Source organism: Pollutimonas nitritireducens (assembly GCF_002849615.1).
Classification (GTDB): domain Bacteria; phylum Pseudomonadota; class Gammaproteobacteria; order Burkholderiales; family Burkholderiaceae_B; genus Pollutimonas; species Pollutimonas nitritireducens.
The window spans coordinates 130,684-156,880 of record NZ_PDNV01000007.1; the positions used below are offsets into that span (position 1 = coordinate 130,684).

Annotated in this window: 29 protein-coding genes and 1 tRNA gene; 18 read left to right on the top strand and 12 right to left on the bottom strand. The window is 57.1% G+C overall.

Features of this window, described 5'->3' with window-relative positions; genetic code table 11:
* Positions 1-110 precede the first annotated feature (110 nt).
* From CR155_RS12005 to clpS, 5 genes are all read right to left on the bottom strand, one after another.
* Positions 111-752 carry a PqiC family protein gene (locus CR155_RS12005; protein ID WP_102070272.1) on the bottom strand — a complete coding sequence of 214 codons (642 nt, stop codon included), beginning with the start codon at positions 750-752 and terminating at the stop codon, positions 111-113.
* A gap of 7 nt (positions 753-759) precedes the next feature.
* On the bottom strand, positions 760-2,469 hold the full coding sequence (locus CR155_RS12010; protein ID WP_102070273.1) for a PqiB family protein: 1,710 nt from the start codon (positions 2,467-2,469) through the stop codon (positions 760-762).
* 9 nt (positions 2,470-2,478) lie between these two features.
* A complete protein-coding gene (locus CR155_RS12015) occupies positions 2,479-3,786 on the bottom strand; it encodes a paraquat-inducible protein A (RefSeq protein WP_102070274.1) in 1,308 nt (435 codons plus the stop codon).
* Positions 3,786-6,119: an ATP-dependent Clp protease ATP-binding subunit ClpA gene (gene clpA / locus CR155_RS12020; RefSeq protein ID WP_233214238.1), complete on the bottom strand. Its 2,334-nt coding sequence runs from the start codon at positions 6,117-6,119 to the stop codon at positions 3,786-3,788. Before clpA ends, CR155_RS12015 begins: the two co-directional genes overlap by 1 nt.
* A gap of 185 nt (positions 6,120-6,304) precedes the next feature.
* Positions 6,305-6,628, bottom strand: a complete 324-nt coding sequence (gene clpS, locus CR155_RS12025; RefSeq protein WP_102070276.1) for an ATP-dependent Clp protease adapter ClpS — start codon at positions 6,626-6,628, stop codon at positions 6,305-6,307.
* 164 nt (positions 6,629-6,792) lie between these two features.
* Between clpS and CR155_RS12030 the strand changes: the two genes are divergently transcribed.
* Positions 6,793-7,038, top strand: a complete 246-nt coding sequence (locus CR155_RS12030; RefSeq protein WP_102070277.1) for a cold-shock protein — start codon at positions 6,793-6,795, stop codon at positions 7,036-7,038.
* Between the two features lie 91 nt (positions 7,039-7,129).
* Complete coding sequence (locus CR155_RS12035; RefSeq protein ID WP_233214207.1) at positions 7,130-7,549, top strand: DUF192 domain-containing protein; 420 nt, start codon at positions 7,130-7,132, stop codon at positions 7,547-7,549.
* A gap of 52 nt (positions 7,550-7,601) precedes the next feature.
* On the opposite strand, the gene pcaF is transcribed toward CR155_RS12035, so the two are convergent.
* From pcaF to CR155_RS12055, 4 genes are all read right to left on the bottom strand, one after another.
* Positions 7,602-8,807 carry a 3-oxoadipyl-CoA thiolase gene (gene pcaF, locus CR155_RS12040; RefSeq protein ID WP_102070279.1) on the bottom strand — a complete coding sequence of 402 codons (1,206 nt, stop codon included), beginning with the start codon at positions 8,805-8,807 and terminating at the stop codon, positions 7,602-7,604.
* Between the two features lie 169 nt (positions 8,808-8,976).
* The gene (sodB, locus tag CR155_RS12045; RefSeq protein WP_102070280.1) at positions 8,977-9,555 is read right to left on the bottom strand and encodes a superoxide dismutase [Fe]; all 579 of its coding nucleotides are present in this window, start codon (positions 9,553-9,555) and stop codon (positions 8,977-8,979) included.
* A gap of 62 nt (positions 9,556-9,617) precedes the next feature.
* Positions 9,618-10,967, bottom strand: coding sequence for an exodeoxyribonuclease VII large subunit (gene xseA / locus CR155_RS12050; RefSeq protein WP_102070281.1), 1,350 nt, complete (start codon positions 10,965-10,967; stop codon positions 9,618-9,620).
* 126 nt (positions 10,968-11,093) lie between these two features.
* On the bottom strand, positions 11,094-11,492 hold the full coding sequence (locus CR155_RS12055) for a hypothetical protein (protein WP_102070282.1): 399 nt from the start codon (positions 11,490-11,492) through the stop codon (positions 11,094-11,096).
* Between CR155_RS12055 and CR155_RS12060 the strand changes: the two genes are divergently transcribed.
* The 12 genes from CR155_RS12060 to CR155_RS12115 all read left to right on the top strand — a co-directional run bounded on the left by CR155_RS12060 (position 11,479) and on the right by CR155_RS12115 (position 21,205).
* The gene (locus tag CR155_RS12060) at positions 11,479-12,087 is read left to right on the top strand and encodes a MotA/TolQ/ExbB proton channel family protein (protein ID WP_102070283.1); all 609 of its coding nucleotides are present in this window, start codon (positions 11,479-11,481) and stop codon (positions 12,085-12,087) included. The two genes, CR155_RS12055 and CR155_RS12060, sit on opposite strands and share 14 nt — an antisense overlap.
* Complete coding sequence (locus CR155_RS12065) at positions 12,084-12,494, top strand: ExbD/TolR family protein (RefSeq protein ID WP_102070284.1); 411 nt, start codon at positions 12,084-12,086, stop codon at positions 12,492-12,494. Before CR155_RS12060 ends, CR155_RS12065 begins: the two co-directional genes overlap by 4 nt.
* Positions 12,491-13,573, top strand: a complete 1,083-nt coding sequence (gene lpxK, locus CR155_RS12070) for a tetraacyldisaccharide 4'-kinase (RefSeq protein WP_233214209.1) — start codon at positions 12,491-12,493, stop codon at positions 13,571-13,573. The genes CR155_RS12065 and lpxK overlap by 4 nt, the downstream gene beginning before the upstream one ends.
* Before the next feature lie 35 nt (positions 13,574-13,608).
* The gene (locus CR155_RS12075) at positions 13,609-13,803 is read left to right on the top strand and encodes a Trm112 family protein (RefSeq protein WP_102070285.1); all 195 of its coding nucleotides are present in this window, start codon (positions 13,609-13,611) and stop codon (positions 13,801-13,803) included.
* A 4-nt stretch (positions 13,804-13,807) separates the two neighbouring features.
* Positions 13,808-14,572 carry a 3-deoxy-manno-octulosonate cytidylyltransferase gene (kdsB, locus tag CR155_RS12080; protein ID WP_102070286.1) on the top strand — a complete coding sequence of 255 codons (765 nt, stop codon included), beginning with the start codon at positions 13,808-13,810 and terminating at the stop codon, positions 14,570-14,572.
* 97 nt (positions 14,573-14,669) lie between these two features.
* Positions 14,670-15,326 carry an adenylate kinase gene (gene adk / locus CR155_RS12085; protein ID WP_102070287.1) on the top strand — a complete coding sequence of 219 codons (657 nt, stop codon included), beginning with the start codon at positions 14,670-14,672 and terminating at the stop codon, positions 15,324-15,326.
* A 40-nt stretch (positions 15,327-15,366) separates the two neighbouring features.
* Positions 15,367-16,125, top strand: a complete 759-nt coding sequence (locus CR155_RS12090) for a 3-hydroxyacyl-CoA dehydrogenase (protein WP_102070288.1) — start codon at positions 15,367-15,369, stop codon at positions 16,123-16,125.
* A 12-nt stretch (positions 16,126-16,137) separates the two neighbouring features.
* Complete coding sequence (gene murJ / locus CR155_RS12095; RefSeq protein WP_102070289.1) at positions 16,138-17,694, top strand: murein biosynthesis integral membrane protein MurJ; 1,557 nt, start codon at positions 16,138-16,140, stop codon at positions 17,692-17,694.
* Between the two features lie 71 nt (positions 17,695-17,765).
* Entirely contained in the window at positions 17,766-18,029 is a 264-nt protein-coding gene (gene rpsT / locus CR155_RS12100) for a 30S ribosomal protein S20 (protein ID WP_102070290.1), read from the top strand.
* 145 nt (positions 18,030-18,174) lie between these two features.
* The gene (locus CR155_RS12105) at positions 18,175-19,134 is read left to right on the top strand and encodes a 2-hydroxyacid dehydrogenase (RefSeq protein ID WP_102070291.1); all 960 of its coding nucleotides are present in this window, start codon (positions 18,175-18,177) and stop codon (positions 19,132-19,134) included.
* Positions 19,135-19,164: 30 nt separating this feature from the next.
* Positions 19,165-19,971: a motility protein A gene (locus CR155_RS12110; RefSeq protein WP_102070292.1), complete on the top strand. Its 807-nt coding sequence runs from the start codon at positions 19,165-19,167 to the stop codon at positions 19,969-19,971.
* A 10-nt stretch (positions 19,972-19,981) separates the two neighbouring features.
* Positions 19,982-21,205 (top strand): OmpA family protein, encoded by a 1,224-nt coding sequence (locus CR155_RS12115; RefSeq protein ID WP_158238264.1) that lies wholly within the window; start codon positions 19,982-19,984, stop codon positions 21,203-21,205.
* A gap of 12 nt (positions 21,206-21,217) precedes the next feature.
* Here the strand turns inward: CR155_RS12115 and CR155_RS12120 are convergent, their stop codons facing one another.
* Positions 21,218-21,517 (bottom strand): DUF3579 domain-containing protein, encoded by a 300-nt coding sequence (locus CR155_RS12120; RefSeq protein ID WP_102070433.1) that lies wholly within the window; start codon positions 21,515-21,517, stop codon positions 21,218-21,220.
* A gap of 167 nt (positions 21,518-21,684) precedes the next feature.
* On the opposite strand from CR155_RS12120, the gene argF reads away from it, so the two are divergent.
* The gene (gene argF, locus CR155_RS12125; RefSeq protein WP_102070294.1) at positions 21,685-22,626 is read left to right on the top strand and encodes an ornithine carbamoyltransferase; all 942 of its coding nucleotides are present in this window, start codon (positions 21,685-21,687) and stop codon (positions 22,624-22,626) included.
* Between the two features lie 57 nt (positions 22,627-22,683).
* On the opposite strand, the gene argG is transcribed toward argF, so the two are convergent.
* Positions 22,684-24,021, bottom strand: a complete 1,338-nt coding sequence (argG, locus tag CR155_RS12130) for an argininosuccinate synthase (protein WP_102070295.1) — start codon at positions 24,019-24,021, stop codon at positions 22,684-22,686.
* Positions 24,022-24,102: 81 nt separating this feature from the next.
* Entirely contained in the window at positions 24,103-24,450 is a 348-nt protein-coding gene (locus CR155_RS12135; RefSeq protein WP_102070296.1) for a hypothetical protein, read from the bottom strand.
* A 146-nt stretch (positions 24,451-24,596) separates the two neighbouring features.
* Between CR155_RS12135 and CR155_RS12140 the strand changes: the two genes are divergently transcribed.
* The 3 genes from CR155_RS12140 to CR155_RS12150 all read left to right on the top strand — a co-directional run bounded on the left by CR155_RS12140 (position 24,597) and on the right by CR155_RS12150 (position 26,174).
* Positions 24,597-24,672 (top strand) — tRNA-Ala (locus tag CR155_RS12140).
* Positions 24,673-25,146: 474 nt separating this feature from the next.
* Complete coding sequence (locus CR155_RS12145) at positions 25,147-25,470, top strand: hypothetical protein (protein ID WP_199171747.1); 324 nt, start codon at positions 25,147-25,149, stop codon at positions 25,468-25,470.
* A gap of 32 nt (positions 25,471-25,502) precedes the next feature.
* Entirely contained in the window at positions 25,503-26,174 is a 672-nt protein-coding gene (locus CR155_RS12150) for a BRCT domain-containing protein (protein ID WP_102070298.1), read from the top strand.
* Positions 26,175-26,197: the final 23 nt, after the last annotated feature.

The window sequence follows — 26,197 nt, forward strand, 5'->3', positions numbered from 1 at the left end:
GGAAGCAACGCGCCGCCCCGTCTGCCTTGCCGTCTCGCTTTTCACGAGTAGGAATACTAAACAGGTTGTACCTATTTTTGAACTATGGTTAACCCTTGTGTGATTTTGCCTTAAGAGGTGCAACCCTTGGCTTCAACACCGGTCATTTGATTATTCTCAAGAGGGGTAATCAATTGAGCCGCAATAAGGGTAGCGAGTTTCTTGAGCGCTTCCTGATGCCCCGCCACCAATGCCGACATGCCTGCTTCGACGGGCACCTGTATTTCGGCACGGCATATCATGGTCTTTTTGCCTGACTGGTGTATGGGAGTAAGGCGCCACGTTGCATCCAGAACCGCGCGCTGGTTATAGATGGAATCGAAGCGTTGCACTCGGAGGTTGACCCTCCAGACCGGCAAGGACTCAGGCGTCCCGCCGGACGGAATATCCAGTACACCAAGCTGGCGGGACAGCTCGTTGGACAAGGCATTTCGAATTTCGTCAGAAAGCGGCGACGCCCACAGTGCACTGTTCAAGGGAGTAACCTGTGCCGCATCGGCGTCGTTGATGACTATTTGGGGTCGGTCGACCTGTTCTGGCAGGACCACCGGCTGGACGCTGATTGCAAACTTAGGCGCGGTCTTCCCATCGTTGCCCACAAGCTCCGTTACCGTGGAGGCCGGCAGCAAGGTGTAATACTGTCTTGTCGGACTGGCGCAAGCGGCCAGACCCGCCACCAACGCTGCGACGTAAAAGATTCGGCCTGGGTTCATTCTCTTCCTAAGGACTGACGGGTACGGGATCGCGGGCGGGGCCACGCAAGATCGCCGTAGGGTTGGTTTGCAGATAATCGGCCAACGCACGCAAGGACTTCGCTGCGGCGGTCAGCTCGCGCAAGCTACCTTCGATGTTCTCGTTCATGGTTGAATTAGGCGCCAGCAATTTATCCACGCGCGCCAGGGAGCTCCGGGCCGCCTTGAGCACAGCGTTGGCTTGCGGTGTGACCTTGTCGTCGAGGCCGTCGACCAGTTTGGTGACCGATTTGAGGCTCGCTCGTAGATCGGTACCGATACCTTCGAACGGAATGGTGTCGATCTTGGCGACAATGCTGCTGATCTGTTGTTGCAGCCGATCGAAATCGCCCGCAATGGTCGGCAGCTCCATGGGTGACGACTTGCGATCAAGGACAACGGGTTCGGCATCCGGGTAGAACTCAAGGGCGACATACTGCTGGCCTGTGAGTAGATTGGCCGCTCGCATTTGCGCACGCAACCCACGTTCGATCATGAATCGCAACAACACCAGGCCGGGCTCTTTCGCGGCGGGATCAAGCTGGATTACATTCTGGTAGGCAGAACCGAAGCGCAAGGGGTAGAGTTCGCCCTTTACGAGAGCGTAAAAGGCTTTGTCCTTTACATCGAACTCAAGGTCGATGTCGACCACCTTTCCCAGCTCCAATCCGCGAAACTCGATGGGCGCCCCGACCTTCAAGCCGCGAACGGATTGCCTGAACTTCAATTCGATGCTCATGGGCAATCCATCGGGATCTGCCATCGCACGGACCTGTGTATCGGCGAGCGTGAAAACATGGTCAGAACCTGCAGGTTCCCCGTGTGCACCGTCGCCGGGCGCCGCAAATGCGACCCCTCCTGCCATGACCGAAACAATGGAGCCGGTTTGCACATTAAAGCCGTCAGCACTCAGGGAAACGTTGATGCCGCTGGCATTCCAGAACCGTGTGTTCTGGGTTACAAACTTGTCGTTCGGTCTATCGACAAAAACCTGGATAGCGACGCCTCTTCCGCTTTCGTCGAGATCGTAGCCCACCACCTGGCCCACCTCGATACGCCGATAATAAACCGGCGAGCCAATTTCAAGGGAGCCGAGATCGGAAGCCAGCAGTGTGAAACGGGTGCCTGGACGTCCACTGGCTATCTCGGGTGGCTTTTCCAGTCCGGTGAAGTCGTAGACCCGTTCCGCGTCTTCATCGACCTTGTCATCCGGTACGGCGTCAACACCGATATAAGCGCCTGAAAGCAATGTCCCGAGGCCCGAGACGCCGCTGATGCCCAGGCGCGGGCGTACCACCCAAAAACGGGTGCCCTCCTGCGTGATATACGAGGAACCTTCACGGTTCAGTTGAGCGTCAACAAGGACTTTCGTGCGGTCAGGGGCCACCTTGATATCGGTAACTTCGCCGACGACCACGTCTTTGTAGCGAACTTTGGTTTGACCCACCTCGAGGCCGTCTGCGGACTCGAAGCTGATGGTAACGGTCGGACCAGTATGCATCCAGTCGCGTACCAGCAGGGACAGGCCGACCAAGGCAGCAACGAGCGGGACCAGCCATATCCAGGAAAAACGTGCTTCTCGCGGCGGCTTGATATCAGGCTTGGGTAAGTCCGACACAGTGCGTACGGGCCCGCTGTCGCGGGCCGGCTCGCCGGGCGGTGTCGTGGGTGAGTCAGGCACCGGTGGATGGTCGGTCATACGATTCTCTTAAGACTGCGTTGTGCCGGACGCCGCCTGCCCGGAGGAGTCACGTCGCCAATATTTCGCGCGGGACCGTTGTTTTTCGGTCTGCCGGTCCCAACCGTGACGCGGATCATAGCTCATTGCCGCCAACATCGTGAGTATGACCACCAGCCCAAAGCTTGCCGCACCCGGCCCAGCGATGACTTGCGATATACCCGGAAAATTCGCCATGGCCGACATAACCACCACCACGAATACGTCCAGCATGGACCATTGCCCGATGAATTCGACGAGCTCGTAGAGACGGGTACGCTGGCGCTGGATTCTAGGGCCCCGCCATCGGCGGTTCAGCATGAGCACCATCAAGGCCAACAATTTGGTCATGGGGACTACGACGCTGGCGACGAAAACTATAAGGGCAAGGTCCCAGGAGCCGAGATACCAAAGCTCCAACACCCCGCCCAATATCGTGTGCGCACCATCGCCGGCTGCAGTGCGTACATGCATGACCGGCAGGATGTTGGCGGGTATGTAAATAATGCTGGCCGCAATAAGCAAGGCCCAGACCCGCGATGTCTCGTTGGGTTTGCGCGTATGGATGGGGGCACGGCACCGGGAGCACGCGCAGGCGTCTTGGTCAGGCAGCAGATTCTGGACAAATCCACAGGCACCGCATGATGCCACCAGCCTGCTGTCGGAAAGATCCGGCCGGGAAACAAGCACCACCCCGGCATCTTCGGCATAGCGCCACAAGCGCTCGGCGGTGACACGGCTCAGGCCCGTAAGAAGGAAAGCCAGAAGCGCGAAAGCCCATAGGCCCGGACCCGGAGCCAGGGTCGCGAGACCCGCGAACTTGACCATCGCGACCAACATGCCCAGCATCAACACGGGGATCATGTTGCTCCATGGTGCAAGCATGTGCAGGAAGCGCATGCCATACCGGAAATCACCCGGAAGCCGCCCGGAGCGGATGGACATCAAGGCCCACAATAACACTGTCAGTTGGGAAAATGGGAGCCAGAAACCGAACAGGCCCGTCATGATGGCCAGAACTTCGTGGCCTTGTATCCATGTCAACCATAAGGCGCCGGGAAACGATGCCTTTACCGTCTGTCCCTGCATGTTCAGGATCGCGACTGGGAAATAGTTGGCGATGGCGAATATGACCAAGGCCCCCGTGACCATCGCCAACCAGCCCGAAACCGGAACTGCGCTGAATCGGTACAAGACATAGCCGCAACGCGTGCACTTGGCCAACGCGCCCGGTTCCAGGGGCGTGCGTTCGTGCAGTGTTGCGCAGTGATGGCAGGCAACGACCGGACCTTCACCCATCAATCGACAAGCTCAGGTTCCGGGTGTGATGGCGATGCATGGTTAGACTTATTTAGTTTTTCAGGCTTGGAGAAGGTCAGTTCAACCTTGCCGTCTTGATCAAGGCCCACCACGACATGACCGCCATCGGCCAGGCGACCGAATAGAAGCTCGTCAGCCAACGCACGGCGAATGGTGTCTTGGATGAGCCTTTGCATAGGTCGGGCACCCATGGCCGGATCGAAACCCTCTTTTGCGAGGTGTTCGCGCAGTGGTTGCGAGAACACGACATCGACACGTTTTTCGTGCAACTGATCTTCAAGCTGCATGAGGAACTTATCGACCACACGCATGATGATCTCGCGCGACAACGGCGTGAAACCAATGATCGCATCCAGCCGGTTCCGGAACTCGGGCGTGAACAAGCGCTTGATATCGGCCATTTCATCACCCGTACGGGCAGGTGCGGCGAAACCGATGGTGCTCCGATTGAGCGCCTCGGCCCCTGCGTTCGTGGTCATGACCAGAATGACGTTGCGGAAGTCGGACTTGCGACCATTGTTGTCGGTAAGCGTGCCGTGGTCCATTACTTGCAAGAGGATGTTGTAGACGTCTGGATGTGCCTTTTCGATTTCATCCAGCAGCAGCACGCAATGCGGCTGCTTGCTGATGGCTTCGGTAAGCAGGCCACCCTGGTCGAACCCGACGTACCCGGGAGGAGCGCCGATGAGGCGCGACACGGTGTGACGTTCCATGTACTCGGACATGTCGAACCGCAGCAACTCGATACCCAGCACAAAGGCCAATTGCCGCGCAACTTCTGTTTTCCCCACACCAGTTGGACCTGAGAACAGGAAAGACCCGATCGGTTTGTCTGGCCGCCCCAGCCCGGAACGCGCCATTTTTATTGCGGCGGCCAGCGCCTCGATGGCGGCATCCTGACCAAAAACCACGGTTTTCAGATCGCGCTCAAGCGTAGCCAGCTTGTTGCGATCATCGTTGGATACGCTTTGCGGCGGTATGCGAGCGATTTTGGCGACCGTGGCCTGTACCTCGGCCTTGCCAATGACCTTCTTTTGACGCGAGCGCGGCAACAGCCTTTGGGCTGCGCCCGCCTCGTCAATGACGTCGATGGCCTTGTCGGGTAGAAAGCGATCATTGATGTGGCGTGCGGCGAGTTCAGCTGCAGCAGTGATGGCGGCTGCCGAGTAGCGGACACCGTGGTGCGCTTCGAAGTGCCCTTTCAGGCCGCGGAGAATCTGGATGGTCTGCTCAACGGTGGGTTCAGCCACGTCAATTTTCTGAAAGCGGCGCGACAGAGCGTGGTCTTTTTCAAAAATACCGCGGTACTCGTTGTACGTCGTGGCACCCATGCATTTGAGTTGGCCCGACGAGAGAGCCGGCTTGAGCAGGTTGGACGCGTCGAGCGTGCCCCCCGACGCTGACCCGGCGCCGATCAACGTATGGATTTCATCGATGAAGAGTATGGCGTGCGTGTTGTCCTTCAGCGACTTCAAGACCCCCTTCAGGCGTTGCTCGAAATCGCCCCGATACTTGGTACCGGCGAGCAATGCGCCCATGTCCAGCGCATAGACCTCGGCGCTGGCCAGGATTTCAGGCACATCACCTTGGGTGATGCGCCACGCCAGACCTTCGGCGATGGCTGTTTTCCCAACACCGGCTTCACCGACCAGCAAGGGATTGTTCTTGCGGCGACGGCATAATACCTGGATAACGCGTTCAACTTCGTGTTCGCGCCCTATCAGCGGATCGATGCGGCCATGGCGCGCCTCGGCGTTGAGGTCGGTTGCGTAGAGTTCGAGTGGTGATTTCTGTTGGTCGGACTTCGGCTCGGCTTCGATCGCTTGCGCCTTGGCGGGCTCGGCTGCGGGTTCTTCGCTGACCTTGGTGATGCCATGCGAAAGAAAATTGACGACGTCGAGGCGCGTGACGCCCTGCTGCTGCAGGAAATACACGGCGTGGGAGTCTTTCTCTCCGTACATGGCGACCAGCACATTGGCGCCCGTGACGGTGTTTTTGTTGGAATTTCCGGACGAGACGTGCATGATGGCGCGTTGAATCACACGCTGGAAACCCAGAGTGGGTTGCGTGTCGACCTCGTCCTCGCCAGGGAAGACCGGCGTGTTTTCATTGATGAACTTGCGAAGTTCTTGACGCAAGACGTCAATATTGGCCGAGCAGGCGCGCAGTACCTCGGCAGCGGCGGCGTTGTCGAGCAAGGAGAGCAGTAAATGCTCTACGGTAATAAATTCGTGTCGCGCAGTGCGGGCCTCGACAAAGGCCATGTGCAGGCTGACTTCAAGTTCTTCGGAAATCACGCTTCCTCCATACATATCGGAGCGGACAAACAATTCGATAAATCTTATTCTATGACTAAATCGACCTTGCGTATCAACATTAATAAAAGAGTTATCTTACTGTGACCGGCCGGCATCAAAAAAACCGCCGATAACCTTACTATACATGTACTTATTGCCTCTTGTGCAGCCCCCTGTGGGCCGACGCAACAGGTATGGCGTCAAGCTTCAGGTGCGGGCTCCATCACGCATTGCAAGGGGTGTTGACGCGCATGCGCAAATTGACGAACCATTTCAACGCGAGTGGCAGCGATATCGCGAGGGTACACACCGCAAACCCCGCGCCCTTCATGATGCACCTTCAGCATTATGCGTGCCGCTTCGTCTTCTGTTTTTCCAAAAATGCGCTGCAACACGACCACGACAAAGTCCATGGGCGTGTAATCGTCGTTCAGCAACACCACCTGGTACATGGGCGGCGGTGCAAGCTTCGCCGCTTGACGATCCAGGACGGTGTCGTGCTGGTTTTCGGTTTGAGTAGCCATGACAATACTAGTGGTTTCCATAGTTGACGAGCTAAGCAGAAATTGCGCATTATCTTGATATTCTGACAACTGAAAGATGGTACTTGTATGCCAGAATCTAGCAGGCTTAAGCTAACCCTTGTAGTCAAGTTTTAACCCTATACTATAGTCGAGAGGCAGTCCGTATGTCTGATACAACCGCAACCTCTGCACAGGGAGACACCCAAAAGCTGACAGGAACCGTCAAATGGTTCAATGATGCGAAGGGTTTCGGCTTTATTACCCCTGACAACGGGGGCGAAGACCTTTTCGCACATTTTTCATCCATCCAGATGAACGGCTTTAAAACCCTGAAAGAAGGTCAAAAAGTCGCCTTTGAAATTGCCCAAGGGCCGAAAGGCAAACAAGCACTTAATATTACGGCTGCCTGATCTCGCTCAACAACCGGGTTTGCTTCTAATAACAATGCATAAATTTTATCTGTTAACAGGGCTTTTGGGCCCTGTTTTTTTTCGCACCTTCGTGGCATTGGCATCACTCGGCCTGATGTCGGCACCCGCAATGGGGCAAGCCATGTTGCTGCCCACCGCGCAATTGATTGTAGGCACGCATTCCGTCAGCGCGGAAATTGCCGCCACAGACGAAAGCCGCTCCCGCGGTTTGATGCAACGGCAAACCCTTCCGCGCGATCAGGGCATGCTGTTCGTATTCCAGGAAGTAGGCACACCTTGCTTCTGGATGAAGAATACTCCCCTGGCCTTATCGATTGCATTCATCGATGCCCAGGGCGTCATTGTGAATATCGCCGACATGCAGCCCCACAGTCTTGATTCGCATTGCCCGACGGCACCGGTAGTGTATGCGCTCGAGATGGAACAGGGTTGGTTCCGGCAGCATCAGGTGAAAGCCGGGGCTGCAGTCAAGAACCTGCCCCGGCCTTAGCCGCCGTCGTCGGATGTGGCGGCGTCCGCATAAGCGCCGTCCAACCAGTGGGTTATACGCGTTCCAGAATAACGGCAATACCCTGGCCTACTCCTATGCACATGGTGCACAAGGCATAGCGTCCGCCAGTGCGATGCAACTGGTTGACGGCTGTAATGGCCAGGCGCGCACCGCTGGCGCCCAAGGGATGGCCCAGGGCGATGGCGCCACCGTTGGGGTTGACGCGTGGATCATTGTCGTCGAGACCAAGCAGGCGTGTGACGGCCAGCCCCTGTGCGGCAAACGCTTCGTTCAGTTCAATGACATCCATTTGATCAATAGTCAGGCCAGCCAACGCCAGCACTTTCCGTGACGCTGGTGCGGGGCCTATGCCCATGATGCGTGGCTCGACTCCGGCTGTCGCCATGGCCACGATTCGCGCACGAGGCACAAGGCCCTGCTCGCGCGCCATAGGCTCGGAAGCCACCAAAAGCCCGCAAGCGCCATCATTCACGCCTGATGCATTGCCCGCAGTCACAGTACCGTCAGGACGAACCACCGGCTTCAGGCGTGCGAGGCTTTCAAGTGTGGTCTGACGTGGATGCTCGTCGGTGTCGACGATGACAGGGTCGCCTTTTTTTTGCGGAATCAGTACCGGGACGATTTCCGACTTGAATATACCGGCGGACTGTGCGGCCGCGGTCTTGGTTTGGCTGGCCAAGGCAAAAAGGTCTTGGTCGGCACGCGATACCTTGAACTGGTCAGCCACATTTTCTGCCGTTTCCGGCATGGAGTCGACGCCATATTGCGCTTTCATCAACTTATTGACGAAACGCCATCCGATGGTGGTGTCATAGATGGATGCACTGCGGGAGAATGCGGCATCTGCCTTGCCCATGACGAATGGTGCGCGGCTCATGCTTTCCACACCACCTGCAATGACGAATTGCGCATCGCCCGAACGGATGGCGCGTGCTGCGGAGCCGATTGCATCGAGTCCCGAACCACACAGGCGATTGATGGTGGCACCGGCCAGCTCGATGGGCAAACCGGCCAGCAAGGTTGCCATGTGAGCCACGTTGCGATTGTCTTCGCCTGCCTGGTTGGCGCAACCGAACAACGTGTCGTCGACGCGGGACCAATCCACATCTGGATTGCGTTGCATCAAGGCTTTAAGGGGGACGGCGGCAAGGTCATCGGCACGAACCGAAGCAAGAGAGCCGCCGTAGCGACCAAAAGGTGTGCGAACAGCATCGCAAATGAAAGCTTGAGTTGTCATGGCTAAACCCGGAATCAAGGAAAGAAGTACTAGAAATGAACAGGCCCGAAAGCGGCGACGGAGTCGTGCCGCTGGTCTGGCTAATGTTAGCGCATTCGTCGAGCCTGCTTCGAGATTCCGGACCGGCCGTCCACGCTATGGTCGCATGACGGGCCGGCTTAATGCGCAATCAGGCAAGGTTGGAAGCGGCAAAGTCCCAGTTCACGAGATTCCAAAAGTTTTCCAGGTATTTCGGGCGCGCGTTGCGGTAATCGATGTAATAGGCATGCTCCCAGACGTCACAGGTAAGCAGCGGGATGTCGGACGTGGTGATAGGCGTTGCGGCATTGCTGGTATTGACGATATCTACCGAGCCATCGGGCTTTTTTACGAGCCAGGTCCAGCCTGAACCGAAGTTGCCGGCCGCTGATTTGTTGAAGGCTTCTTTGAAGGCATCCACACTGCCCCACTTGCCATTGATGGCCGACAGGAGGTCGCCGGTTGGCTCGCCGCCGCCATTGGGGGAGAGGCTGTTCCAATAGAAGGTATGGTTCCAGACCTGGGCTGCATTATTGAATACACCGCCGGATGACTTTTTGACGATTTCTTCCAGCGAAGACGACTCGAATTCGGTGCCGGCAACGAGATTATTCAGATTGGTGACATATGTCTGGTGATGCTTTCCATAGTGGAACTCGAGCGTTTCCTTGGAAATATGGGGAGCCAGAGCGTCGAGTGCGTAAGGGAGTGGGGGTAGCGTAAAAGCCATGTCTAAAATTCCTTAAAAATAACCAATCGAAGCACAGTGCCGTGCTTGGCAGACATTCGGCGTTAAAGCAAAGCGTGGATCTGTATCACGCCGACGTTCAAGCGGCCTTGACCAAGCTCAACGCCGAGCTGTTCGCCAACGCTCAAGTCTACCGCATTTTTAATGATTTTCCCCTCTTCGTTACGGACTATGGCATAGCCCCGTCCGAGTATCTGATGGGGACTGAGAGCCTGCAGCGTCTGTGTGGCAGCGGCCAGCCTTTGACGCTGCAGCTCCAGGCGGCGCTGGGCCGAATCCGCAAGCCGTTGCGCCTGCCTGTCCACATGCACACGTAACTCGTTCAGCCGGGGCTGGGCATGCACAAGCCTGGCTTTCGCAAGCGTCAGGCAGGCCGCGTGGCGCTGTTGAGGCGCGACAGCGGCTCGCGCCAACCTATTCTTCAACGCTTGCAGGCGCTCGTTCTGATGTTGCAGGCGCTGTTGAGGTGAGACCAGGCCGGCCACGGCCCTATCCAGTCGCAAGGCAGCACGTTCCAGCAAACGGTGGTGCCTGAGCGTCAATGCATTGAAGGTGGCATCCACTTGCGCAAGACAGGCATCCCGGGTTCGACAGCTCAACTCGGCGGCCGCCGTTGGAGTAGGTGCCCGCAAGTCTGCAACAAAGTCTGCAATGGTGAAGTCGGTTTCATGCCCCACCCCGCAGATGATTGGTATGGGGCTGGCGGCGACTGTCCGCGCCAGCGTCTCATCGTTGAAGCTCCACAGATCTTCCAGGCTGCCCCCACCACGCACCAGCAACAAGGTGTCGACTTCATTCCGCGCGATCGCCTGCTGGAGCGCTTGCACCAGCTTGCCCGCCGCGGCGGCACCCTGCACAGGTGCCGGATAAATGACGACGGAAATATGCGGCGCCCTGCGAGCCAGTGCGGTCAAAACATCGCGCAGTGCCGCAGCGGCCATTGAAGTGATCACACCCACGGCCACGGGCATCGCCTTGATCGGCCGCTTCCGATCATTATCGAAAAGACCTTCCGCTGCCAGCTTTTCTTTCAGTAGCATGAACGCTTCGTGTAAATCCCCTCGACCCGCGCGTCGCATGCTTTCCACTTGCAGCTGATAGTCGCCGCGCGGTTCGTAAAGCGTCACATTGACCCGAAATTCAAATCGTTCGCCGGGCTTGGGCACAAATCCCACGGCCATTGCACGGCCGCGAAACATGACAGCCTTCACGGCGGCGCCCTCATCCTTTATGGAAAAGTACCAATGCCCCGAGCTGGCCTGAGTAAAGTTGGAAATCTCGCCTCTGACCCAGATTCGGGAGAAATTCCCTTCCAGTAATTGTGCCACGCGGCGGTTCAGCTGACTGACCGACCAAATGCCATCTTCTGCGAAGGTTGAACCGGTTGAAAACATAGAAAAATCCGATTTGAATCCGCTTCTGTCCACAATCTTCGGGCGTTTGTCAAATGAATGAAATATCAAGCCGATTGGGCACAAAGATGCGAAAGCAGGTTAAACAAAATAGATAGGACGTTGATTTTAAAGAAAATTTAAAAACCCTAGAAAATGAGCGGTAATTGCCCATTGAACCTTGAGACCCACAAACAAGCGGCTGTCGGCGAGGTTATACACAGAATTATCCACAGTTTCTGTGGATACCTTCGGCAAACGCCCAGCACGCGCCGTTTGTCCTATATCTTTCCAGAGTTCCTGGCCGTTTGGGGGAGGCATATAACGGATATCCACGTTACTAGCCAGCTTCCAGGTGGGCCGGTACCAGCAACCGCTTGCCATAAGCTTTTTACGCTGTGTCGAAGCGCGAGGCCGCACAATCAGACCATTTGGCCGGGCCAGTCTGAATAGCGCCGCAGCTACGCTATCAACTGTAAAATGCCCTGCTAGAAACTCGCGCACGGAGAATATCTTGCTGGAAATCATTCACGCGGCCGGCTGGCCCATATGGCTGTTGGTGGCGACCTCTGTTCTTGGGCTGGCCTTGATAATCGAACGATTCCTTTCACTACGCAGCGGACTCGTCCTGCCGCGGCGCCTGCCTGGACAAGCGCTGGATCTGCTGCTTCAGAAGAATCATAACCCCGAAGCGGTGCTGCGGATGGCGGGAACGTCGCCCTTGGGGCGAATATTGGCTGAGGTGCTTGTCAATCAAGATGAGACAATCACCGTGCGGCAGGCCGCTATCGAAGACGTCGGCAAGGATGTGGCCCATAGACTGAATCGGTATCTGCCTGCTTTGGCGACCATCGCCGTCGTCGCGCCCCTGATGGGGTTATTTGGAACGGTAGTTGGCATGATAGAGATTTTCGGTTCGTACACACCCGCGGGGGGCGACCCGGCCCAATTGGCGCGCGGCATTTCCATTGCCTTGTACAACACGGGGTTCGGCATCATCATTGCAATACCGGCACTGATTTTCCATCGTTATTTCCGGTCGCGCGTCGACCACTTCCTGCATCAGATGGAGCGCGAGGCCAATGTGCTGGATCGGTTGGTCAGCCGCGGAGCAATCCAATGAACTTCAGGAGTCGACACGCTGATGACGAGCCCGAGATCAACCTGATCCCGCTGATCGACGTGTTGCTGGTCATCCTGATCTTCCTCGCGGCAACCACGTCGTTCACGCGCTTCAACCAAATCAAGGTCGCGTTACCCGAAGCCCATGCCGATGCGGTCGAGCCGGATGCCCTCAATATAGCAATCAGCCAGGAAGGCCTGTATGCATTGAATGGACAACTATTATCCGATAACACGACGCAGGACCTGGCCCAAGCCCTGCGTTCGAGCGCCGAGGACTTGAAGGAGGTTGTCCTGGTCATCAATGCCGACGCCCAAACCAGCCATGAATCGGTCGTGCGTGTCATGGAAGCGGCGCGCATCGCCGGAATTTCGCGCGTCAATTTCGCCACTCAGAGCCCCCCTTGATAACACCAGCCTTCATCAGTCGCACACTCCACAAGGCCTGGCAGCGTAAAGGGCTATTGAGTACCGCCCTTTTGCCTTTATCCCTTCCGGTGCTGGCGGCGACCGCCTACAAGCGCCGGCGTTATCAGCGTCGTCCGGATCTGGTGTATCACAGCCGCTTGCCTGTGGTCGTGGTCGGCAATATTTACCTGGGCGGCACGGGAAAAACGCCGGTTGTCATAGCGCTTATAAAGGCGCTTCAAGAACGGGGCTGGCGCCCCGGCGTAATCAGCCGCGGCTACGGCGTCAAGGTTGGAGACCAGGCCAGGGCTGGCACCGGCAACTTGGCCGCCACGGAATTCGGAGACGAGCCGGCATTAATCGCACGCACCACCATGGTCCCGGTTTCCGTGCATCCCAGCCGGGTGCTGGCCATCAAGCGACTCCAGAAAAGCTACCCGGAGGTCAACATCGTGATTGCCGACGATGGCCTGCAGCACCTCGTACTCGGCCGCGATATCGAAATAGTCGTCCAGGATGCCCGCGGTATCGGCAACGGCCGCGTCATGCCCGCCGGACCTCTACGTGAACCGGCTTCGCGCCTTCAGTCCGTGGATTATCTGATCAGCAATCTTCATGACGATCTGACCCCACCGGCTGGCATCGCGAGCATGGCTCGGCAACTCAGCATGCGGCTGACCCCCGACACGGTTACCCACCTCGTTACCGGGGCGTCACTGGACTGGGCTTCATGGCACGCGCGGCACGGCGCAGGGCCAATCAGCGCCGTCGCCGCCATTGGGCAGCCGGAGCGCTTTTTCTCGATGTTGCGGGCTGCCGGCATCACTCTGGATCGCGCGTGCGAGCTTCCCGACCACGATCCCTATGAAACGTCGCCATTCACCGATTTGACGTCGCCCCATATCCTTATCACGCCCAAGGACGCCGTCAAGTGCGAACGTTTCAACGACCCGCGTTTGTGGGTGGTGCACCCGGTGCCAACGTTTTCAGACCCCGACTGGCTGGACTCGATGGATCAAATGCTGCGGTTCATTGCCGCCAAAAAGCAGACGATGGCTGCACAGCGCGGCAAGCATTAAACTCTGTCTTTTAATCCATTGATTATGGAGCCTCCATGGAATCCCGCCTGCTCGAAGTACTGGTCTGCCCACTCTGCAAGGGGCCCTTGCATCACGACCGTGAACAGCAGGAGCTCATTTGCCGCGCCGATAAACTTGCCTTCCCCATTAAAGATGGAATACCCGTCATGCTAGAAAGTGAAGCCAGGGAACTGCTGCCGATAGCGTCGAATACCAACGACGCGACTTGAGCACATGAGTTTTATCGTTGTCATTCCCGCGCGAGCCGCGTCGACCCGACTGCCTGATAAGCCATTGCTCGATATCGGCGGAAAACCCATGGTAGTACGCACCGCCGAGCAGGCCTCCTTATCCGGCGCAAGCCGCGTGGTGGTCGCCACCGACGATCTGCGTATTCAGCTTGCCGTGCAGCAGAACGGTTTCGAGGCGCTGTTGACCCGCGCCGATCATGCCACCGGCACAGACCGGTTGGCTGAAGTCGCCGGGCTGCTGGGGCTGGAGCCAGACGCCATCGTAGTCAATGTCCAGGGTGATGAACCACTGATCGATCCAGCACTTATCGATCAGGTTGCGCAACTGCTTGCTGCGCAACCGGACGCAGCCATCGCCACTTGTGCTACTCCCATACTGGATGCCGGTGCATTCTTCAATCCCAACGTGGTGAAAGTCGTGTGCACGAGCGCCCGGCGCGCTCTGTATTTCTCGCGTGCTCCCGTGCCTTGGGCACGCGACGCATTGGCAGACGGCGCTCGACTCCTGGCCCCCGGCATTCCCGCCTTGCACCACATCGGCCTGTATGCGTACCGCGTGGCTTTCCTCGTACGGTTTTCATCCATTCCGCCCGGACCCCTGGAAACCTACGAATCGCTGGAACAGTTAAGGGCACTGGAGAACGGATATTCGATAGTGGTTCATGTTACGGGCGCCCATCCCGCTCAGGGCGTGGATACGGCTGAAGATCTGGCAAGAGTGCGTCAAAAATTCATAAATCGGTTATAAATCGACTTCAACTCGCTGATCCCAATGCCGCTCTGCAAAAATTGCTGCATTGCGGCATAATCGAAAAATCCAGAAAAACTAAACTCAGGAGGAATTCATGCGACTGATTCTGCTCGGTCCACCCGGTGCCGGTAAAGGCACCCAGGCGGCATTCATCACCGAAAAATTTGGTATTCCCCAAATTTCCACGGGCGACATGCTGCGTGCTGCCGTCAAGGCCCAGACCACCCTCGGCCTTGAAGCAAAAAAAATCATGGATAGCGGCGGATTGGTGTCCGATGACATCATCATTGGATTGGTGCGCGACCGCTTGCAGCAGCCGGACTGCCAGAACGGCTATCTGTTCGACGGTTTCCCACGCACGATTCCCCAGGCGGACGCACTCAAGAATGCCCGCGTTGCGCTCGACTATGTGGTCGAAATCGTGGTCGCCGAAGAAAATATCATTGAGCGGATGAGCGGACGCCGGGTTCATCCTGCAAGCGGCCGCAGCTACCATGTCAAATTCAATCCTCCCAAAACACCGGGAATCGACGACATTACCGGCGAGCCCCTGGTGCAGCGCGACGACGACCTCGAAGAAACCGTGCGTCATCGCTTGTCGGTATATCGCGAGCAAACCCGCCCTCTGGTCGATTATTACTCCTCGTGGGCACAGTCGGGCGAGACCGAAGCGCCGGCCTACCGGCAAATTTCGGGTCTGGGCACGGTAGAGGAAATCCGGGAGCGAGTCCTTCAGGCACTCAAGCCTTAAGCCTTCGGCCCGCAACGAGTTATCGACACAGAGACATAGAATGGACATCAAAAACAAGGTATTCCTGATCACTGGCGGCGCATCGGGGCTAGGCGCCGGGACCGCACGCATGCTGGTTGCCGAAGGCGCTTCAGTAGTGCTGGCGGACGTGCAGGACGAAGCCGGCGAAAAGCTGGCCGCTGAATTGGGCCAGACGTATGTGCACTGCGATGTCACCCAGGAAGCCGACGGCCAGGCGGCGGTCGCTGCCGCGCTCAAGGCGGGCAAGCTTTTCGGCTTGGTGAACTGTGCTGGCGTCGCGCCGGCATCCCGCATCGTCGGCAAGAACGGACCCCACGCACTGGAACTGTTCCAGAAAGTGGTCATGATCAACCTGGTGGGTACCTTCAACATGTCGCGGCTCGCCGCCGCGGCCATGAGTGAAAATACGCCAGAGCCCACCGGTGAGCGCGGTGTACTGATCAATACGGCGTCGGTCGCGGCGTACGACGGGCAGATCGGCCAGGCCGCCTATGCGGCATCCAAGGCTGGCGTAGTCGGCATGACCTTGCCCGTGGCGCGTGACTTATCCAAGGTCGGTATCCGTTGCGTAACCATTGCCCCCGGCATTTTCGGCACGCCCATGATCTTCGGCATGCCCCAGGAAGTCCAGGACTCACTGGCGGCCAGCATCCCGTTCCCCACCCGGCTGGGGCGGCCCGAAGACTACGCCAAGCTCGTCAACAGCATCATCACCAATGAGATGATCAATGGTGAAACCATACGCCTGGACGGCGCGATCCGCATGGCGCCGAAATAAGCCGTTGCGTACATGAGTTTGCTTCGGTCGGCCGCCACGGTCAGCAGTTTCACCCTGTTTTCACGCATCACCGGCCTGATACGCGACATCCTGATCGCCAGCGCCTTCGGCGCAGGACCACTGACCGACGCCTTCTGGGTTGCATTCCGGATTCCGAACCTGTTGCGGCGCCTGTTTGCCGAGGGCGCCTTTTCCCAGGCTTTCGTCCCCATACTGGGGCAGGTTCGCACTACGAAATCGCCCGAAGAAGTCAGGGTCTTGCTTGACCGTGTCGCCTTGCTGCTGACATTTGCCCTGATGATAGTGACAGTGGCTGGTATTGTGGCGACGCCCTGGGTGGTCAGCGCCATGGCAAGCGGCATGCGTACGGCAGCGCGGCAAACTGAATTCAATGCCGCCGTATGGATGACGCGCATGATGTTTCCCTACATCATCTGCATGTCGCTGGTTGCCTTTGCATCGGGCGTACTCAATACCTGGAGCCGCTATGCCGTACCGGCCTTCACGCCGGTGCTGCTTAATATCGCCATGATAGGCGCCTGCCTGTTCCTGACGCCCTACTTCGAAACCCCGATCTACGCACTCGCCGTCGGCGTCATGCTGGGCGGTGCCGCACAATTGCTGGTCCAGTGGCTTGCCTTGGCGAAGCTGGGCCTGCTGCCGCGGTTTTCGCCGCGCCTGCGTCAAGCCTGGAACGATCCGATCGTACGGCGCATCATGCGCCAAATGCTGCCCGCCATCCTGGGCGTATCCGTAGCCCAGATATCACTCCTGATCAATACCAATATTGCCACCTGGCTTACGCCGGGGAGCGTCACGTGGCTGTCCTTCGCCGACCGCCTAATGGAATTCCCGACCGCACTGCTAGGCGTGGCGCTAGGCACGGTATTGCTTCCCAGCCTGTCCGCCGCCCATGCACGTAAGGATCACGACGCCTACAGCGCCTTGCTGGACTGGGGACTGCGTCTGGTATTCCTGCTGGGCCTGCCCGCAGCACTGGGACTTGCCTTGTTGTCGGACGGGCTCGTCGCAACCCTGTTCAATTATGGCGCCTTCAGTGGGCACGACGTCATGCAGACGCGGCTGGCCGTCATGGCCTATTCAGCAGGCCTTATTGGCCTTCTGGCGATCAAGATCCTGGCGCCGGGTTTCTATGCCAAACAAGACATACGCACTCCTGTGAAGATCGCCGTGTTCGTACTGATTCTCACCCAGGCATTGAATGTGATCCTGGTGCCGCGATTCGCCCATGCGGGGCTTGCTTTGTCCATTGGCTTGGGGGCGAGCGTGAATGCCCTTTTGCTGGTCGTCTTGTTGCGTCGTTATAAACTGTACCAACCGCGCGCAGGGTGGATTCATTTCGGGTTCCGCATTTTGCCCGCCCTGGTTGCCATGTCGACGGTACTGTGGCTGGCCGGTCAAAGGCTGGATTGGGTGGCGTTGGGATCCAGTCCCGCGTTACGCGTGCTTTGGCTGCTGGGCGTGATCCTGGCCGCCGCTATTGTGTATTTCGTGGCGCTGTTCGCTTGCGGGTTCAGGCCCATTGACTTTACACGACGTGCCAAGTGATATAGAATAGCCGTCTTTGCCAAATAAACCTTAGCAGATCAGTCAGATCTAATAAAACGGATACGCAACACATGGCCAATACCGCCCAAGCTCGTAAACGTGCTCGTCAATCGATTGAGCGCAACAAACACAACGCCAGCCTGCGTTCAATGCTTCGCACGTCCATCAAGCGCGTGCGTCAGGCTATCGACGCTGGCGACAAAGCAGCCGCCGCCGAGGTTTTCCAGAAAACGACAAGCATTATCGACCGCGTTGCCGACAAGAACATCATTCATAAAAACAAGGCCGCTCGCCACAAGAGCCGCCTTGCTGCTGCGGTCAAGGCATTAGCCTGATTGCTGTAATGGTTTAACTGGCAAAGCAGGACTCGAGCCAGGGCTCGAATATGACGGGACGCATCAGCGTCCCGTTTTTCGTTGGCGTCGTCTGCGGTATAGTTCGGCATAGTAAAAATTCAATAAACCGATGCACGAGGCACTCATGACGACCGCTACACCTGTTCTGCTGCAATTGCTCCCTTTGCCATTTCCCGAAGCCCAGCAACGGCTGGCGCAACGCTTCGACCTTATCGAGTTATGGAAAGAACAGGATCCTGACGCCGTGATCGCGGCACGCCAGAATGAAATCGTGGCTGTCGTCACCAGCGCCATGACACCCACGTCGGCAAAGCTTATCGACAAGCTTCCCAATTTGCGCGCCATCTGCAGCCACGGTGTCGGCTATGACGCCATCGACGTCAAGCATGCGCAAAAAAAAGGCATACAGGTCAGCAATACACCCGATGTCCTGAATGATTGCGTGGCGGACCTTGCTCTGGGCCTGCTGCTTGCCACCGCGCGCCGGCTCGGCCAGGCGGAACGCTACGTGCGTAGCAATCTGTGGAGCACCGACGCCAAGTTCCCGCTGGGCGTCAAAGTCAGCCACAAAAAAATCGGTATCGTCGGACTGGGACGCATCGGCATGGCCATCGCGCAGCGCGCAAAAGGCTTCGATATGGAAATCCGCTACCATAACCGTCGCCAACGCACCGACGTGGGCCTGACCTACGAACCATCATTGGTGGAATTGGCTGCATGGGCAGATTTCCTCGTGATCGCGACGGTAGGCGGTCCGGATACGCGTCACCTGGTCAACGACGACGTCATCAAGGCGCTGGGCCGCGACGGTATTCTCATCAACATTTCACGCGGTACCGTGGTCGATGAAACCGCCATGGTAAACGCCCTGGTCAGCGGCGAACTGGGTGGTGCAGGCCTGGATGTTTACGAGTCAGAACCGACCGTACCCGACGCGTTGAAGACTCTGGACAACGTGGTCATTGTGCCCCATATTGCCAGCGCCACCAGCGAAACGCGTAAAGCGATGGCCGACCTTGTGGCGGCCAACGCGGAAGCCTTTGCAAAGACAGGCAACGTCATTACGCCCATTCCGCCGCTGTAACCCTGTCCTCACGTTTAGAATCCCAGCCTCATGAACCCTTCCACCCTAATAGGCATCGTCGCCAGCGTTCTACTGCTTGGTGTAGTGCTGTTCTTTTCCGCGGAAGATCCGGCCCTGTTCCTGGATATTCCCAGCCTCGCCATCGTGCTGGTCGGGACAATGGCCGCCACCTTCATCAGCTATCCCCTGCGCGAAGTAGTGCGTATCTTTGGCCTGATACGAACGGTGCTGCGTAACGAACGCCTTTACACGGCACACGATATCGAAGATCTGGTGGCCATCTCGCGGATCTGGATGACGGGCAACATCAGGGCGGTGGAAGAGGCCTTGGAATCGGTATCGAATCCATTCCTGAAAACGGGCGTTCAGCTTGTCATCGACATGACGCCGGAAGAAGACATTCTCGATCTCCTCCAATGGCGGATTTCACGGTTGCGTGCGAAGGAACACGCCGAAGCCCAGCTATTTCGGGTCATGGCAAACTACTCCCCCGCGTTCGGCATGATCGGCACGCTTATCGGACTTGTCAATCTTCTGTTCCTGCTGGGGGACGGTGACATTACTTCCATAGGCAAGCATATGGCACTGGCCCTGATGACGACGTTCTACGGCGTACTGCTTGCCAATCTATTGTTCAAGCCGGTAGCCGTAAAGCTGGAGCGACGCACCGAACAGCGTGTGGAAGTCATGAATATGGTGCTGCAAGGCATATCAATGATGTGCCAGAAGCGCAGCCCCAACCTGATGCGTGAAACGCTCAACTCGTTCATGATCGATTATCAAGATGAAATCGATGATGGCAGCAGCCGCCGTGCCCAAGCCGGCGCCGAGGCCTGACGGACAGTCCATGGCAAACACCAGGAACACCATGCAGTCCATGCGCGACGGTGGTCCGTCAACCCGGTCCGGAAACCCGTTGGCACAGCTCGCAGCGCGCCAACGGGAGCTTGAATCGGAGCTGGTGGCGGCGCGCAAGGCCACCTCGCATGCGCGCGCCAAGGCCGGTAACAAACAATGGCACATCAAGCCACCCCATATCCACGAGGATGAGGGGTGGTACACCACTTATCTGGATGTGATGACCTTGCTTCTGGTGCTCCTGGTGGTAATGCTGTCGTTCGCCGGCAAGGGTGCGCTGGAAGGGTTCCGGCAAGCCACAGGCGGCAGTACGATACCTGGGCTGCGGGCATCCGCGACACCATCGCTGGAAGGTGTCCCGCAAATCGACCTTGGCCCGCTGCGGGCGGGTATAGGACTCCTGCCGGCCAACAACGGCCTACTGCCTGAAATAGGCCTGCACCATAACCGCGAACCCAGTGCCTACGTGCCACTGCCGGGCACCGATATCGCGCCGATGTCCGAGCCACCCCTGCCGCCAACAGCTCCGCCGGAAAGCGTATTGCCGACGGGCGCCCCGCCCGAAACACTTGCCGGCGTCGCTGTCGCACCAACTGCCGACCCGCGCGAGGCGAACGCCACGCCCCCGCCGCTCGACCCGGCACGCGTTGGCCCTGCTCCCGTCGATCCACATGTCATTGCCACCGCGCCTATCGAGCCGGTGGCGGATGCGCCTATCCGACCCAACCCTGCCCCGGCTGTCCCCGCACCCCCATCGCCGGCACCCGCCTCTTCCAAGCAGGACATGTTGGCCGGATTGCCGGTGGGAGAGTTGGGCGATGATATCGACGTCATCGTCAATGAGCGGTCCGTCAGCTTTCGGATAAACAGCGAAATACTGTTCGGTTCGGGCGAGGCCGACCTGAGCGTCCCGGGCCTCGCCGTGCTAAAGCGCCTGATACCCGTATTCAATAGCGTCGACCATAAACTCACCGTGGAAGGACACACCGATTCGGTACCCATGCTGCGCAATCGCCGATATCCATCGAATTGGGAACTCTCCGGGGCGCGCGCCGGCAGCGTGGTCCGCTACCTCGAGGCGAATGGCGTAGCCAGCACCCGCCTGCGCGCTGTCGGCAACGCGGACACGCGGCCGCTGTCAGATAACACCACCCCCGAGGGGCGCGCGAGCAACCGTCGAGTCGAACTGATCATGGAACGGAAAGAAGAGTAGGCCGAGCCAGGATCAGGGCGTCTGCACGTCCCGCTCGGATATCTTCAGGTTGTTGTCCCTGGCGAAATCGCAAACGAATTTCCATGCCAGCGGTTCGAGTTCGCGCAAACGCTTGTCGACCACGACACAGCGAATGCCATCGACAACAACAGGAACGACATAAGGCGAATACGTGTTGTGTCCGCCATAAGAGCCGGCCGGACGGAACTGCGACATGACGCCGGCGAGACGCTCTGCCCAGTCGCTGGGGCGAAATCGATGGCCGTCGAGCGTGAGGCCGTGAATAAACATTTGCTGCACAAGATGTGTCATAAACTTCCGCGGACAAATCGTACCCATTTCAGGTGTACCAAATTTTCCCTGCGCCGCGAATTGTATATGATAGCCGCCTGGAAGATCATCCGGCCACTGCGTGGCCAAACCGTTTTTGCTGTCGGCCATCTTGCAAGGTAAGATGGCTCTTTTAAAGAAGGCTTACTATGTCTGGCGCCACACCGCAAACAGGTCCACTTCGGCATTTTCTGCAATTTCGCGACCTATCTAGAACCGAAATCCAATATGTTCTGGACCGCACCCGTTTGATTAAAAACAAATTCAAGCGCTACGAGCCGCACCACACGCTTCACGATCGCAACCTGGCCATGGTGTTCGAAAAGGCCAGCACGCGTACACGCGTATCGTTCGAAGCAGGCATGTATCAACTCGGCGGTTCAGTCATACATCTTACCACTGGCGACTCGCAGCTCGGGCGGGCGGAACCCATCGAGGACACCGCGCGCGTCATTTCCCGCATGGTTGATGTGATCATGATCCGCACCTTCGAACAGACCCGCATCGAACGTTTCGCTGCCCATTCAAGGGTTCCGGTAATCAACGGGCTGACAAACGAATTCCATCCTTGCCAGATCCTGGCCGACATTTTCACATTTATCGAGCACCAGGGCCCCATAGAAGGGAAAACAGTGGCATGGATAGGTGATAGCAACAACATGGCCTATACGTGGCTCCAGGCCGCCGAAATCCTGGGCTTCAACCTGCATGTATCCGCCCCGGCGGGGTATCAGCTGGACGCCAAGCGCATCGGCACCCCTGCCCCATCGGTATTGCAGGAATTCGCTGATCCCATGGAAGCCTGCCGTGGCGCCCACCTGGTCACTACCGATGTCTGGACCAGCATGGGCTACGAGGCCGAAAATGAAGAACGTCGCCACGCATTTGCCGACTGGTGCGTCGATGCCGAGATGATGGCCGTGGCCGACCCATCCGCCATATTCATGCATTGCCTGCCGGCCCACCGCGGCGAAGAAGTCACGGGCGATGTCATCGACGGCCCCCAAAGTGTTGTTTGGGACGAAGCTGAAAATCGGTTGCACGTACAGAAAGCGTTGATGGAATTCCTGTTGCTGGGCCGAATCGCATAATTCCAAAAAAAAGCACTGCTCGAAAACAGTGCCTTTTCCTTGTTGCGATCTGATGAATTATTGGTCGTTCTTGCCTTTCAACTGAGGCAAGGGACCCGTGCCAGTGGATGTCAGCAAGCCGGCCTTCGCGTAGGTAAAAAGCTTGGCGCGAGTATCGACGATATCAAGGTTGCGCATGGTCAGCTGTCCGATACGGTCACGGGGCGAGAACATCGATTCGCCCTTTTCCATTGTCAAACGCTCGGGCTGATACGTGAGGTTGGCCGACTGCGTGTTCAGGATGGAATAATCATTTCCGCGGCGCAACTCGATTGTGACTTCGCCTGTAATGGCGCGCGCGACCCATCGTTGTGCGGTCTCGCGCAGCATGATGGACTGCGGATCGAACCAGCGTCCCTGATACAGTAGACGACCGAGCTTGAGACCATTCATCCGATACTGCTCGATGGTGTCTTCATTGTGGATACCAGTCACCAGGCGTTCGTAGGCAATATAAAGCAAGGCCAATCCTGGCGCCTCGTAGATGCCGCGGCTTTTCGCTTCAATGATGCGGTTCTCGATCTGGTCGCTCATGCCCAGGCCGTGGCGTCCGCCTATGCGATTAGCCTCGAGCAGCAGCTCAACGCTATCGCTGAATTCCACGCCATTCAATGCAACCGGCTGCCCTTCTTCAAAGCGAATGCTGACCTCTTCGGATTTGACCGCAACGTCATCGCGCCAGAAGGCCACGCCCATGATGGGCTGAACGATCTTGATGCCTGATGTCAGGTGCTCGAGGTCTTTTGCTTCGTGGGTCGCACCCAGCATGTTGGAATCGGTGGAATAGGCTTTCTCTGACGACATCTTGTAATCGAAGCCGGCCTGACGCATGTATTCGGACATTTCCGAACGACCGCCCAACTCGTCGATGAAGGCCTGGTCGAGCCAGGGCTTGTAGATTTTCAGATCCGGGTTGGTAAGCAGGCCGTAGCGATAGAACCGTTCTATGTCGTTGCCCTTGAATGTGCTGCCATCACCCCAGATATTGACGTCATCTTCCTTCATGGCGGCAACCAGCATCGTGCCCGTGACCGCACGGCCGATGGGCGTCGTATTGAAATACGTTACGCCAGCCGTGGAAATATGGAATGCGCCACATTGCAGGGCCGCGATCCCTTCGGTTACCAACTGAGCGCGGCAATCAACCAGACGCGCTTTCTTGGCCCCGTATTGCATGGCCTTGCGCGGAATTTCTTCGTAATCGGGCTCATCGGGCTGGCCAAGATTTGCCGTATACGCATAGGGAATCGCGCCTTTGTTGCGCATCCAGAGCAAAGCGGCACTGGTGTCGAGCCCGCCAGAAAATGCAATACCGACCTTCTGGCCGGTAGGGACGTCTTCAAGAATGGTTGTCATTGTTGATCTAAGGCCTAGTAAATGAATTCAGCTAAGCAGGCATTATATCCTTGATGTTTATGGCAGCCGCGGTGGAAACGGCTAGTCATCAGGTCCTGGTCTACCCGGCGTCTCGGCATCTTGCAAGGGATACGCGTCTGCGACATAGGCCGGCCCTTTCATTACCATCACAATGAAAGCGCTCAGAGTGAGGAACAGGCATATTTGCCAATAAAGGAAAAAGACGCTCAGTGCACAAATATCTATGGCCGAAACCAACACTGCCCATTCGTCGCCGCCCGCAATCCATTGTGCCAGTCGCACGGTCAGCGATGGCAATCCAAGAGCAACGGTCCCTATTGCAAAGGCGCGCGGCATACGACGCAATATGACACGCTCCAGTCCTGGAGGTGTGCGAACGTAGCCTGGCAGTATATTGAAGATACTCATGATGTACGTTTGTCAGTCATTCCTGCACCGGCTTGAATGTCGTGATGCCTGATATGCCAGCAGACGTTGTGCCTGATTGGAGTTCGGCGCACTTTGAGAAAATGCGTGCGCGACTCCATTACCGAATGATAGAATTCAAATAATACGGGGGAGTAGCTCAGCTGGGAGAGCGCTGCGTTCGCAATGCAGAGGTCGGGAGTTCGATCCTCCTCTTCTCCACCAGTATTCGAAATCCCAACCTTGATCGGTTGGGATTTTTTTGGCCGGAGCGCCAGTTTTAGAGGGGGTGGGCGGTTCTGCCTCCTGAACGCTGCACACCGGATTTCTCGCTTTCCTCCCCATTCCTGCCAGTCTTCGCTTTCTATTCTCTGTTGGTCTTGAGCGTTCAAAGGGCGATATCTAGTATTTATGTGGGTTCCGGCCCGCGGAGTTGCATTTAGCAGCTCCTTGGACGGAGCGACCGACAAGAACCTGGGCACACTTACATGGCGAACCGCTTGCTTCGAACGTGCGAGGTCGAACACGGCTCTGCCTCGACAGATGGTACGCACCGAAAAAACAAATACACGGCCGCAATTTACTGGACTTGGCGTGCTTTTATCGTTATAACGTAACAAAACGTGTTGATTGCTACTAAAACTATAAAGGACGGGAATGCGGATTAGTCTTTCCATAACGCAGCTGCGCCGTACCGGTATGTCGAAGATCGAACTATGGCACGGTCCGGACAAAGGATTAATTGCTTGCTGGGAAAGGGGTAAGGATTTGTCTACTGAAGCTCCGGAGTTAGCTGAACTGACGCGTAACGGCGAGCTGGTACCGCTGCCATGGAAAGGAGGGGTAGAGAACGCTATAAAGTCTAAGTTGAAATGCGGCACATTCCGCTATCTTGCCATGTGGCAAGGCCTGTGTGGCACAGACCTGATGATTGATACCGACGTAGAGCTTACTCTGCGTTGTACGAAATTTGGAGTGCAGGTAGTTTTCACCGACAACTTCTCAAAGCATGTCGATTCATGAAAATACTATAAGACGCCGTGAGGAGTAATGCTATGGGATGGTTTAACGAAACATTCAAGCGACAAGGTATGGATGAGCATGGTCAACCCCTTAATAGAATGTACCGAGCTCATGCTGTTCAAGAAAGACAGGTCGACGAGCTAATCGGTTTAGTCAAGGGCGTCCTTGCCGATGGCGCGATCTGTCAAGGCGAAGTCCAATACCTTCTTAAATGGATCGAGTCCAATCGAACGGCTGCAGATCAATGGCCAGCTAACGTCCTGTATCCACGCATCGCAACCGCCTTGGCCGACGGTCACATGGATGAAGAGGAAGAAAGGGAAATTATGTCCCTCCTCATCTCCACAGTCGGCAACAGATCCCTTCCCAAAGATGGCGAGGCAAGCCACAGCACCGCTCTTCCCTTGTGCCACCCTACTCCCACAATACGTTACGCTGCGCAGACGTTTTGCTTCACCGGTAAGTTCAATAGTGGCACGCGCGACTGGTGTGGACGACAAGTCCACGACCGAGGCGGTTTTGCTGCAAGCGGTATCACCAAGAAATTAAATTATCTCGTGATTGGAGAGATTGGCAGTCGCGACTGGCTACACTCAACCCATGGGTTGAAGATTAAAAAAGCGCTCGAGTATAGAGACGCTGGCCAGCCGTTGCATATCGTCAGCGAGCAGCACTGGTACGGGTCCATACAAGCACAGGATTAACAATACAGACCATGTTGTGATTT